This window comes from Streptomyces sp. NPDC012510, from assembly GCF_042955065.1.
GTDB lineage: Bacteria > Actinomycetota > Actinomycetes > Streptomycetales > Streptomycetaceae > Streptomyces.
Genome location: NZ_JBIBEN010000002.1, coordinates 90,767 through 102,639, shown reverse-complemented (window position 1 = coordinate 102,639; position 11,873 = coordinate 90,767). Strand labels below are relative to the sequence as shown.

The following is an 11,873-nucleotide window of genomic DNA, read 5'->3' as shown; positions in this document are numbered from 1 at the left end:
GCCGCCGCACGTGAGGGACACACGAGAGAGCCGGCTGCTCCTGGTGCTGCTGGTCGCCGTCGCGTTCGCGCTGATCACGGTGGACATCCGGGGCGGGGAGGACTCACCGGTCGACGGTGCCCGACGTGGAGCGGCGACCGTCTTCGGCCCGATCGAGGACGGCGTGTCCACCGCCGTCGACCCGATCGGCAACGCCATAAGCGCCGTCCGCGACTCCGGCTCCCGCCACGACCGTCTCGCCGCGCTGGAGAAGGAGAACGCCGAACTGAAGGCGTCCCTCGGCAGCGACGACCGCAACCGCAGCAGGGTCGAACAGCTCGACAAGATGCTGAAGACCGCCGCGCACGGCCAGTACGGCATCAAGGGCGCCGAGGTCATCGCCATAGGAGCGGCCCAGGGCTTCTCCTGGACCGTCACCATCGACATCGGAACCAACGACGGCATCACCCGCGACATGACCGTCCTCAACGGCAACGGGCTGGTCGGACGCGTCACCACCGTCGGACCGAACACCGCGACCGTCCTCCTCGCCAACGACCCCGACTTCACCGTCGGAACCCGCATGGAGGCAACCGACGAACTCGGCTTCGCCTCCGGCCAGGGCGACCGCCCGCTGCGCGTCGAACTCCTCAACGGCAAGGCGAAGGTGAAGGCGGGCGACCGCCTCGTCACCTTCGGCTCGCAGGCCGACAAACCGTTCGTCCCCGGGGTCCCGGTCGGTGTCGTCTCCCGCGTCGACCCCTCAGGCGGCGACCTCACCCGCACGGTCTACGTCAAGCCGTTCGTGGCCTTCACACAGCTCGACATCGTCGGTGTCGTCGTCCAGCCACCCCGCAAGGACCCGCGTGACACCGTCCTGCCGGACAAGCCGAGGGCCACGCCCACGCCGACCGTCACGGTGACGGTCACACCGGGCGCGGACGAACCCGGCGCCGGCGCCGACGGACAGTCACCAGAGCAGTAGACGTAGGACAGTAGGAGCTGACCCCTTCATGCGCTTCAACCGGATGCTGCTCTCCACCACCCTGGTGATCGTCGCCCTGGTGATCCAGGTGAGTGTCCTCGCCAGACTCCATCTCCCGGGCGCCGTACCCGACCTGGTGCTCCTCACCGTGCTCGGCCTCGCCCTGGTCTACGGCCATGTCGGCGGCGCCCTGATCGGCTTCGGCGCCGGGCTGCTGTCCGACCTCGCGCCACCCGCCGACCACGCGGCCGGACGGTACGCCCTGGTCCTCTGCGTCATCGGCTATCTCACGGGCCTGGCCAAGCCCGAGACGGGCCGGCTCAAGTCGGCGACCGGCCCGATGGCCGTGGTCGTCGTCGCCGCGCTCGGCTCCACACTCCTGTACGCCGGTGTCGGGGCCCTCGTCGGGGACGACGCGGCCCGTCATGTCGGCCTGCCCAGCCTGCTGTTCACCGCCGCGCTCTACGACCTGCTGCTCGCGCCCTTCGTCGTCCCCGGCGTCATGGCCCTCGCCCGCCGTGCCGACAACGACCCGCTCGCAGAGACCAACAAAGCCAAGGCGGCCGACGTCTCCTCCGGCTGGCTCTCCTCCGGCACCGGCCTGCGCATCGGCGGCCAGCGCGGCGGACTCCGCATCAGGGCCGCGCGCTCACGGGCGGCCAGGGCGGGACGCATCAAGGGGGTCAAGCGGCTGTGACGGCACGGCACACGACACCGGAATCCACGCGAAGCGCGCCTGCCTGGCCGCCGCCCGGGGCCGAGGTGGGAACCGATCACCGCCGAGCGGTGTACCCCATGTACCAGCACACTGCGCACAGCATGTACCAGCACATCGCGCACCACCCGCACACGCACCACCCGCACGTGCACCGCCCGCACACGTACTGAGAGGGGGAGACAGGCAGTGACCAACATCCCGGAGACCGGGCGGACCCCACGGGTCCAGATCCGGCTCGTCATCATCCAGATCCTCGTCTTCTCCCTCCTCGGCACCCTCGGCGGCCGCCTCTGGTACCTCCAGATCCGCGAGGGCGACGCCTACGCCAAAGAGGCCTCCGGCAACCACGTCCAGCAGGTCGTGCAGCCCGCCGTGCGCGGCTCGATCCTGGACGCGCGCGGAGTGCCGATTGCCGACAACGAGACCCGCCTCGTGGTCTCCGCCTCCCGCACCGACCTGCTGAAGATGGACGACGACGGCAAGGCCGTCCTCACCAAGCTCGCCGGCGTCCTGGACATGAAGCCCAAGGACGTCATGGACAAGGTCCGGCTCTGCGACTCCGAGACGCCGCAGCCGTGCTGGAACGGCTCGCCCTACCAGCCGATCCCCATCACCGACGAGGCCACGCCCAAACAGGCCCTGCAGATCCGTGAGCGCTCCGAGGACTTCCCCGGCATCACCGCCGAGCCCCAGGCCGTCCGCCGCTACGCCGGCCCGGGCGGCTCCCAGACCGCGCAGGTCCTCGGCTATCTCTCGCCGGTCACCGACGAGGAGATCACCAAGGCCCAGGACACCGACTCTCCCTATCTGCGCTCCGACCAGGTCGGCCGCTCCGGCCTGGAGCGCCAGTACGACAAGGAGCTGCGCGGCAAGGCCGGCGTAACCCGCTACGAGGTCGACAATCTCGGCCGGGTCATCGGTGAGGCCGAGGCCGACCCGGCGAAGCCCGGCGCCAACCTGGTCACCAGCATCGACGCCCGTGTGCAGCGCATCGCCGAGTACGAACTCAACGAAGCGATGAAGGAAGCCCGCAAGCAGATGGACCGCAACACCGGGACGCACTACAAGGCCGACTCCGGTGCCGTCGTCGTCATGGAGGCCAAGACCGGCCGCGTCGTCGCCATGGCCTCCAACCCGGACTACGACCCGAACGCCTGGGTCGGCGGCATCTCCGCCAAGGACTACGCCAAGCTCACCGGCAAGAAGTCCAACTACCCGCTGCTGAACCGCGCCATCCAGGGCCAGTCGGCCCCCGGCTCCGTCTTCAAGGTGATCCCGACGGCCGCCGCGGTCAACGCGGGCTACTCCTTCAACGGCCCCTACGAATGCTCCAGCTCGTACTCGATCGGCGGCCAGGTCTTCAAGAACTTCGAGTCCCAGAGCCACGGCGCGATCAGCCTCGGCAAGGCGCTGGAGGTCTCCTGCGACACCGTCTTCTACCGCCTCTCCCACGAGGAGTGGAAGCGCGACGGAGGCATCAAGCCCAAGAAGGGCGCCCACGACTGGTTCTACAAGACCGCCCATCAGTTCGGCCTGGGCGCCGAGACCGGCATCGACCTGCCGAACGAGGTCACCGGCCGCATCCCCGACCGCCAGTGGAAGCAGGAGTACTGGGAGGCCAACAAGGACGCCTGGTGCAAGTACGGCAAGAAGGGCGGCTCGTACGCCGAGCAGATCGCCTACGAGAACTGCCTCGAAGGCAACCGCCTGCGCGCCGGTGACTCCGTCAACTACTCCATCGGGCAGGGCGACACCCTCGTCACCCCCATCCAGATGGCCACCATCTACGCGGCCATCTCCAACGGCGGCACCCTCTACGACCCCACCGTCGGCAAGGCGATCATCAGCGCCGACGGGAAGAACGTCCAGGAGCTCGCACCCAAGTCGCACGGCAAGCTGCCGATGTCGCAGAAGACGCGAGCCGAGATAGACGAAGCCCTCGCGGGAGTCGCGACCCGTGGTACGGCAGCCTGGCGTTTCCAGGGCTGGCCGCAGGACGAGATCCCGATGCACGCCAAGACGGGTACGGCCGAGGTCTACGGCAAGCAGACGACCTCCTGGTTCACCACCTACACCAAGGACTACGCGATCGTCATGACGATCTCCCAGGGTGGTACGGGCTCCGGCGCCTCGGCGCCCGCCGTGCGCAAGCTCTACAACGCGCTCTACGGCGTCTCCGAGGACGGCAAGATCGACAAGAAGAAGGCGCTGCTGCCGACTCCGCAGAAGGGTTTGCCGAAGATCGAGTCCGACGGTTCGATCGATGCCCCGAAGCTGGAGTCGTACCCGCCGAAGAAGACCGCGGAGGAGAAGGCCGCCGAGGAGGCCCAGACGATCGCCGCGGGACCGGAGGCCCAGCCGGTGTCCTTCGAGCAGCCGGCAATCGTCCCTGCACGCGGCGGCAGCGGCAATCGAGCGGCGAGGAGGCGCACCGACTGCCGGGGCCGACGGCGTAGGGGCAGCGGCAGTCGCGGTCGTATGACCGGCGAGAGGCGGAGGAGGGCCGTATGACCGGCAACAGTTTCTCCGTCTCCGGGTACGGGCCCGAACGCTCCGGCTGGACCCGGCTGTTCGCCCGTGACTCGCTCGCCCGCAGGCTCGACTGGCCGATACTGTTTTCGGCCATCGCGCTCTCCCTGATCGGCGCTGCCCTCGTCTACTCGGCGACCCGCAACCGCACCGAGCTCAACCAGGGCGACCCGTACTACTTCCTGCTCCGGCATCTGCTCAACACCGGCATCGGCTTCGCCCTGATGATCGGCACGGTCTGGCTCGGTCACCGCACCCTGCGCACGGCGGTGCCGATCCTGTACGGCATCTCGGTGCTGCTGATCCTGCTGGTGCTCACCCCCATGGGCGCGACCATCAACGGCGCCCACGCATGGATCGTCGTCGGCGGTGGGTTCTCACTGCAGCCCTCCGAGTTCGTGAAGGTCACGATCATCCTGGGTATGGCGATGCTGCTGGCGGCCCGGGTCGACGCGGGCGACAAACTCCACCCCGACCACCGCACGGTCGTCCAGGCCCTCGGGCTCGCCGCCGTCCCGATACTGATCGTGCTGCTCATGCCAGACCTCGGGTCGGTCATGGTCATGGTGGTCATCGTGCTGGGCGTCCTGCTCACCTCCGGCGCGTCCAACCGGTGGATCTTCGGCCTCATCGGCACGGGAGCGATCGGGGCGATCGCCGTCTGGCAGCTCGGGGTGCTCGACGAGTACCAGATCAACCGCTTCGCGGCCTTCGCCAACCCCGAGTTGGACCCGGCCGGCGTCGGTTACAACACCAACCAGGCCCGTATCGCCATCGGATCGGGTGGGCTGCTCGGCACCGGGTTGTTCAAGGGCTCGCAGACCACGGGGCAGTTCGTGCCCGAGCAGCAGACGGACTTCGTCTTCACGGTGGCGGGGGAGGAGCTGGGGTTCGTGGGAGCCGGGCTGATCATCCTGCTGCTCGGCGTGGTCCTGTGGCGGGCCTGCCGGATCGCCCGCGAGACCACCGAGCTGTACGGCACGATCGTCGCCGGCGGCATCATCGCCTGGTTCGCCTTCCAGGCCTTCGAGAACATCGGCATGACCCTTGGCATCATGCCGGTGGCGGGCCTGCCCCTGCCCTTCGTGTCATACGGCGGTTCGTCGATGTTCGCGGTGTGGGTGGCGGTGGGGCTGCTGCAGTCCATCCGGGTCCAGCGCCCCATGTCGGCGTAGGGCACCGCGGCCCTCCGGGGCAGGCCGCCGCGCTCCCCCCCGGAGGCGGTGGTCTGCCCCTTTGTCGCAAGGAGGACTAGATTCGATTCATGGCGGAGACCAAGCGTGAGATCGAGCGGAAGTACGAATCCGACGAGAGCGGCCTGCCGGACCTCACCGGGGTGGCCGGGGTGGCGACCGTCCTCGACAAGGGTGTGGCGGAGCTGGACGCCGTCTACTACGACACCCGTGACGAACGTCTCGCCGCCGCCTCCATCACCCTGCGTCGCCGTACCGGAGGCAAGGACGCGGGCTGGCATCTGAAAATCCCCGTCTCCTCGGGCGTACGGGACGAGATCCGCGCCCCGCTCTCCGACACGCTGCCCGACGATCTCGCGGGGCTCGTGCGTTCCCGGGTCCGCAAGGCCGAGCTGGTCCCGCTGGTCCGTCTCCTCTCCACGCGCGACGTCAGCGATCTGCTCGACGCGGACGGCACCCTCCTCGCGGAGGTCAGCGTGGACGCCGTGGTCGCCGAACGCCTCACCGACGAGGGCCGGACGGCCCAGTGGTCGGAGATCGAGGTGGAACTCGCCGACGACGGCGACCCCGCCTTCCTGGAGAAGATCGACAAGAAGCTGCGCAAGGCGGGCGTACGGCCGTCCGAGTCACCGTCGAAGCTGGCCAGGGCCTTGAAGGAGACCGCGCCCAAGAAGGGGAAGAAGGACGGGAGGAAGGGCAAGAAGCAGGGGAAGGCCGAGAAGGCGGGCGAACGCGAGCCCGTCACCCCCGGCGACCATGTCCTCGCGTACGTCCGTGTCCAGCGTGACGCGATCGTCGAGCTCGATCCTGCCGTGCGCCGGGACGTCTTCGACTCCGTGCACAGCATGCGGGTGGCCACACGCCGGCTGCGAAGCACCTTCAAGTCGTTCGGGAAGGTGCTCGACCGGGCCGTCACGGATCCGATCGGTGAGGAGCTGAAGTGGCTGGCGGGGGAACTGGGAGTCGACCGTGACCAGGAGGTGCTGACGGAACGGCTCACCGAAGCTCTGGACGATCTTCCTGAGAACCTGATCGCGGGCCCGGTCCGCACGCGGCTGCGCACCTGGGCGGAGCGGGACGGCGGTGCGGGCCCCCGGCGCGAGCTGATCGACGCCCTGGACGGGCGGCGTTACCTGGATCTCCTGGAAGCCCTCGACGCCGTCATCGCGGATCCGCCACTGCTCGAGGCCGCCGGGGGCGACCCCGAGCAGGTGATCACCAAGGCGGTCAGGAAGGACTACGCCAAGGTGGCGGCCCTGGTGGAGGAGGCTCTGGCCCAGCCGGCCGGCACCGACCGGGACGTCGCCATGCACGAGGCCCGCAAGAAGACCAAGCGCACCCGGTACGCGGCCGAGGCGGCGGAGCCTGTCCTCGGCAAGACGGCCAAGGGGATCGTCAAGGACATGAAGTCCCTGCAGAGCCTCCTCGGCGACCACCAGGACAGCGTGATGGCCCGCGAAACCCTGCGCGACCTCGCCTTCCAGGCCCATGAGGCGGGTGAGAGCGCCTTCACGTACGGGCTGCTCCACGGAAGGGAGGAGCGGCGGGCCGAGCTGGCGGAGGGCGCGCTGCCGAAGACCTGGGCGAAGATCAGCGCCGACATGCCGCTCTGACGGCCGGGCGGGGCCGGAAGCCGGGCGTACGAGGGGTGCCTCCAGGGGCGTTAGGCTAGATGGTCACCCCTGTCAGCTCACGAAGGTAATCCCCGCGATGTCTGTCGAGTCGGTCTTCCCACAGCTCGAGGCCCTGCTCCCGCATGTGCAGAAGCCGATCCAGTACGTGGGCGGTGAGCTCAACTCCACCGTCAAGCCCTGGGAGTCCTCGGACGTCCGCTGGGCGCTCATGTACCCGGACGCGTACGAGGTCGGTCTGCCCAACCAGGGCGTCATGATCCTCTACGAGGTGCTGAACGAGCGCGAGGGTGTGCTTGCCGAGCGCACGTACAGCGTCTGGCCGGACCTGGAGGCACTGATGCGGGAGCACGGCGTCCCGCAGTTCACCGTAGACAGCCACCGCCCGGTGAAGGCCTTCGACGTGTTCGGCCTGTCCTTCTCCACGGAGCTGGGCTACACGAACATGCTGACGGCCCTGGACCTCGCCGGGATCCCCCTGGAGTCCAAGGACCGCACGCTCGACGACCCGATCGTGCTGGCCGGCGGCCACGCGGCCTTCAACCCCGAGCCGATCGCCGACTTCATCGACGCGGCGATCATCGGCGACGGCGAGCAGGCCGTGCTCGACATGACCGAGATCATCCGCGCGTGGAAGGCGGAGGGCCGGCCGGGTGGGCGTGAGGAGGTCCTGTTCCGCCTCGCGAAGACCGGCTCCGTCTACATCCCGGCGTTCTACGACGTCGAGTACCTCGCGGACGGCCGTATCGGCCGTGTCGTACCGAACCGGTCGGGTGTCCCGTGGCGGGTGTCCAAGCACACCGTCATGGACCTGGACGAGTGGCCCTACCCCAAGCAGCCCCTCGTCCCGCTGGCCGAGACGGTCCATGAGCGCATGTCGGTGGAGATCTTCCGCGGCTGCACCCGCGGCTGCCGCTTCTGCCAGGCGGGCATGATCACCCGTCCGGTCCGCGAGCGTTCCATCACCGGCATCGGCGACATGGTCGAGAAGGGCCTCAAGGCGACGGGCTTCGAGGAGGTCGGCCTCCTCTCCCTCTCCTCCGCCGACCACAGCGAGATCGGCGACATCGCCAAGGGCCTGGCGGACCGGTACGAGGAGGACAAGATCGGTCTGTCCCTCCCCTCGACCCGCGTGGACGCCTTCAACGTCGATCTCGCCAACGAGTTGACCCGCAACGGCCGGCGTTCGGGTCTGACCTTCGCGCCCGAGGGCGGCTCCGAGCGCATGCGCAAGGTCATCAACAAGATGGTCTCGGAGGAGGACCTGATCCGGACGGTCTCCACGGCGTACGGCAACGGCTGGCGCCAGGTGAAGCTGTACTTCATGTGCGGCCTGCCGACCGAGACCGACGACGACGTCCTCCAGATCGCCGACATGGCGACCCGAGTGATCCAGAAAGGCCGTGAGGTCTCCGGCTCCAACGACATCCGCTGCACGGTGTCGATCGGTGGGTTCGTGCCCAAGCCGCACACCCCGTTCCAGTGGGCCCCGCAGCTCTCCGCGGAGGAGACGGACGCGCGTCTGGAGAAGCTTCGCGACAAGATCCGCGGCGACAAGAAGTACGGCCGCTCCATCGGCTTCCGCTACCACGACGGCAAGCCGGGCATCGTCGAGGGCCTGCTCTCGCGCGGCGACCGCCGCATCGGCGCCGTCATCCGCGCGGTCTACGAGGACGGCGGCCGCTTCGACGGCTGGCGCGAGCACTTCTCCTACGACCGCTGGATGAGCTGCGCGGACAAGGCCCTCGCCGGCTTCGGCCTCGACGTCGACTGGTACACCACCCGCGAGCGCACCTACGAGGAGGTCCTGCCCTGGGACCACCTCGACTCCGGCCTCGACAAGGACTGGCTCTGGGAGGACTGGCAGGACGCCCTCGACGAGACCGAGGTCGAGGACTGCCGCTGGACCCCTTGCTTCGATTGCGGCGTGTGCCCTCAGATGGACACGTCCATCCAGATCGGCCCGACGGGCAAGAAGCTGCTGCCGCTGTCGGTCAAGTAACCGGCTCCGGGCGACGCCGTTGCCGCCTCCTGTGGGCTCCGCGCGGGTTCTGCCCGAGGTGGCGGAGTGGGGAGGGGACGGTGCCGGTGACCGAGCGTTCCGGAGGTGCCCGTGACGGGCGGTGCTGACTTCGAGGGTGATGGTGCTGCTGCGGGGCGCCGCCCCGCGCGGGATGCACCTGCGGACCGCCGGTCGGTGCGCCGTGCGATGAGGGTCGATGTTCGAGGTGCTCACATCGGCTTGGTGGCGACCGCCATTGCGGTGGTTGTCGTCGCCACCCTTGGAAGTCCCGGACGGGCATGGATGGTCGTGGACTGTTTCGGTGCCTGGTACTCCATGGCGTTGCTGGTTGCGTATCTGCGCGATTGGCGTGGTTGGAACGCCGTGCGGCGCGCGTACGTGGCTACGTTCGGCTGGGGGGACTACCTCACGCCTTGAGAACAGCTTCCGCGCCGCCGGCCCGGTGTACTCGCGCGTTGCCGCCTCCTCAGGGGCGGCTTCTGCGCGTGTACGGATCGGCCAACCGCTCGGGCCGCCAAGTCCGGCAAGTCCGGCAAGTCGGTCAAGGCGGTGAAGTCGGCCAAGTCGGCCGAGTGACGGCGGAGGGTGCGAGGCGGGCCGGGCGAGAAGTCACGGGCATGTGACGGGATCCGTACGGGGCGCTGAGGCGTCTACGCCTCATGGACCTGGAGAAGCGGCCCGCGCGGGAACCCGAGCGGCGGCAGACGGCACAGGCGGGGCGGACGGCCCCGGTGGCGCAGGCGCCCGAGGGGTGTCTCACCGTCGCGATCCGGATTCCCGTGCGGATCGTGGTGCTCGTGCTGGTCGTGCCGGTGCGGATGGTGTGGGACGCGCTGGTGGTGGTCGGCCGGTTCCTTGGGCATGCCGTGCTGCGGCCGATGGGGCGTGTGTTGCTGTGGCTCGCCGAGGCCGTCCTCGTGTGGCCGTGGGTGGCGCTGTGGCGGTACGCGGTCGTGCCCATCGCCAAGGGGCTCGGGTGGCTCGGGTATCGGCTGCTGGTGGTGCCGGCCGTGTGGGTCCACCGGTACGTGCTGACGCCCGTGGGGCGGGCGATCGTCTGGGCGGCCACCGGGATCTGGGGCGGGGTCGTGTGGGCGGCGGCCGGCCTGTGGGTCGGGGTCGTGTGGGTGGCCACCGGACTCTGGGCCGGGCTCGTCCTGCTGTACCGGTGGACGTTGGTGCCGCTCGGGCGGGGTGTCGCCTGGCTGGCCAGCGGCATCGGGGCCGGGACCGCGGCCCTGGCGCTCGCGCTGTTCACGGGCGTCGCCTGGCTGGTGCGGTACCTCCTCGTCGTACCGGCCGTGTGGCTGTACCAGTACCTGCTGACGCCCGTGGGGCACGCCATCGCGTGGGTGGCCCGGGGTGTCGGGTGGCTCGTACGGATGATCCTCATCGGGCTCTGGCTAGGGATCTACTGGACGGTGCGCGTCCTGCTCGTGCTGCCCGCGTTCGCCGTGTGGCGCTGGGTGCTCACCCCGGTCGGCCGGGCCCTCGCCGTCCTCGGCCGGGAAATCCTGGACGCCCTCGGACACGCCTGGCGCGTGGCCGGGCGGATTTCGCTGGTCGTCGGACGCTTCCTGGCCAACCTCTTCCGCTGGATCTTCGTCGAGCCGACCCGCTGGGTGTACCGGACCGTCCTCACGCCCGCCGGCCACTTCGTCCGGGACGTGGTGTGGAAGCCGGCCGTGGAGGTCGCCCGTGCCGTGGGCCGCACCACGCGTCAGACCCTCGCCGCCGCCCGCGAATCCGTCCGCCAGGCCCGTGCCGGTGTGCGGTGGGCCCTCTTCGGCCGCCCGGCGGAACCACAGCCGGTCGCCCGGCGGGAACCGGCGGGCGCCGAGACACGTACTCTTGGTAGAAGTACGACGGCTCTCACGAAGGACTGAACGACACTGGGCAAGCGACAGCCCGAAGGCCCGCCGCCCGCACCCGCGGTGCAGCGCATCCGACTGCGCTACACCAAGCGCGGCCGCCTCCGGTTCACCAGCCACCGTGACTTCCAGCGCGCTTTCGAGCGTGCGCTGCGCCGTGCCGAGGTGCCGATGGCGTACTCGGCGGGGTTCACGCCGCATCCGAAGGTGTCGTACGCCAATGCCGCACCCACCGGCACGGGCAGTGAGGCGGAGTACCTGGAGATCGCGCTCACCGACGCGCGCGACCCGGAGAAGCTCAGGATCCTCCTCGACGAGTCCCTGCCCACCGGGCTCGACATCGTCGACGCGGTCGAGGCCCGGACCTCCGGGCTCGCCGACCGGCTCACGGCCTCCGTCTGGGAGCTGCGCCTGGACGGCGTGGACCCGGCGGACGCCGCGCGCGCGGTCGAGGCCTTCAAGGCGGCGGACCTCGTCGAGGTCCAGCGCAGGACAAAGAACGGCGTACGGACCTTCGACGCCCGTGCCGCGGTCGTCGACCTCGACGTTCTCGACGGTTCCGAGACGCACGGTCCACAGGCTGATAGGCCGACGGACCAGCCCTGTGCGATACTGCGGCTGGTTGTTCGGCACGTGACGCCTGCCGTACGACCCGACGACGTCCTGTCCGGTCTCCGCGCCGTGGCCGACCTGGCGCCGCCGGTCCCCGCAGCGGTGACCAGGCTGGCGCAGGGGCTTTTCGATGAAGAGACCGGCACGGTGACCGACCCGCTCGCGCCCGACCGCGAGGCAGCGCCGGCCCTCTCAACGGCCGAACCCGCTGCCGCCGCGAAGGCGTCGGCGCCGGTAGGCCCCGCGTAGGGACGGATGTCGTAGCGCCGCCCTCGGATCCGGGAGCCACCTGGGTCGGGCAGCGCACCGACCACAAGACTTTCGCCAGGCCG

The 11,873-nt window shown here is 69.7% G+C and carries 8 protein-coding genes; all 8 read left to right on the top strand.

Annotated features, from left to right (window positions below; translation table 11 throughout):
* Positions 1-10: 10 nt before the first annotated feature.
* The 8 genes from mreC to ACFY9I_RS03275 all read left to right on the top strand — a co-directional run bounded on the left by mreC (position 11) and on the right by ACFY9I_RS03275 (position 11,790).
* Positions 11-964, top strand: a complete 954-nt coding sequence (gene mreC / locus ACFY9I_RS03310; RefSeq protein WP_390995985.1) for a rod shape-determining protein MreC — start codon at positions 11-13, stop codon at positions 962-964.
* Positions 965-992: 28 nt separating this feature from the next.
* The gene (mreD, locus tag ACFY9I_RS03305) at positions 993-1,661 is read left to right on the top strand and encodes a rod shape-determining protein MreD (RefSeq protein WP_390995982.1); all 669 of its coding nucleotides are present in this window, start codon (positions 993-995) and stop codon (positions 1,659-1,661) included.
* Between the two features lie 207 nt (positions 1,662-1,868).
* Positions 1,869-4,193: a penicillin-binding protein 2 gene (gene mrdA / locus ACFY9I_RS03300; RefSeq protein ID WP_390995980.1), complete on the top strand. Its 2,325-nt coding sequence runs from the start codon at positions 1,869-1,871 to the stop codon at positions 4,191-4,193.
* A complete protein-coding gene (gene rodA, locus ACFY9I_RS03295; protein WP_390995977.1) occupies positions 4,190-5,386 on the top strand; it encodes a rod shape-determining protein RodA in 1,197 nt (398 codons plus the stop codon). The genes mrdA and rodA overlap by 4 nt, the downstream gene beginning before the upstream one ends.
* An 89-nt stretch (positions 5,387-5,475) precedes the next feature.
* Positions 5,476-7,017, top strand: coding sequence for a CHAD domain-containing protein (locus ACFY9I_RS03290; RefSeq protein WP_390995975.1), 1,542 nt, complete (start codon positions 5,476-5,478; stop codon positions 7,015-7,017).
* Positions 7,018-7,114: 97 nt separating this feature from the next.
* Entirely contained in the window at positions 7,115-9,037 is a 1,923-nt protein-coding gene (locus ACFY9I_RS03285) for a TIGR03960 family B12-binding radical SAM protein (RefSeq protein ID WP_390995972.1), read from the top strand.
* Between the two features lie 680 nt (positions 9,038-9,717).
* The gene (locus tag ACFY9I_RS03280; RefSeq protein ID WP_390995969.1) at positions 9,718-10,944 is read left to right on the top strand and encodes a hypothetical protein; all 1,227 of its coding nucleotides are present in this window, start codon (positions 9,718-9,720) and stop codon (positions 10,942-10,944) included.
* Between the two features lie 48 nt (positions 10,945-10,992).
* Positions 10,993-11,790, top strand: coding sequence for a TIGR03936 family radical SAM-associated protein (locus tag ACFY9I_RS03275; RefSeq protein ID WP_390995966.1), 798 nt, complete (start codon positions 10,993-10,995; stop codon positions 11,788-11,790).
* The last annotated feature ends 83 nt before the right edge of the window (positions 11,791-11,873 follow it).

Coding starts and splice junctions, on each gene's coding strand:
- mreD (WP_390995982.1), top strand. CDS start 993: ATGCGCTTCAACCGGATGCTGCTCTCCACCACCCTGGTGATCGTCGCC.
- rodA (WP_390995977.1), top strand. CDS start 4,190: ATGACCGGCAACAGTTTCTCCGTCTCCGGGTACGGGCCCGAACGCTCC.
- ACFY9I_RS03290 (WP_390995975.1), top strand. CDS start 5,476: ATGGCGGAGACCAAGCGTGAGATCGAGCGGAAGTACGAATCCGACGAG.
- ACFY9I_RS03285 (WP_390995972.1), top strand. CDS start 7,115: ATGTCTGTCGAGTCGGTCTTCCCACAGCTCGAGGCCCTGCTCCCGCAT.
- ACFY9I_RS03280 (WP_390995969.1), top strand. CDS start 9,718: ATGGACCTGGAGAAGCGGCCCGCGCGGGAACCCGAGCGGCGGCAGACG.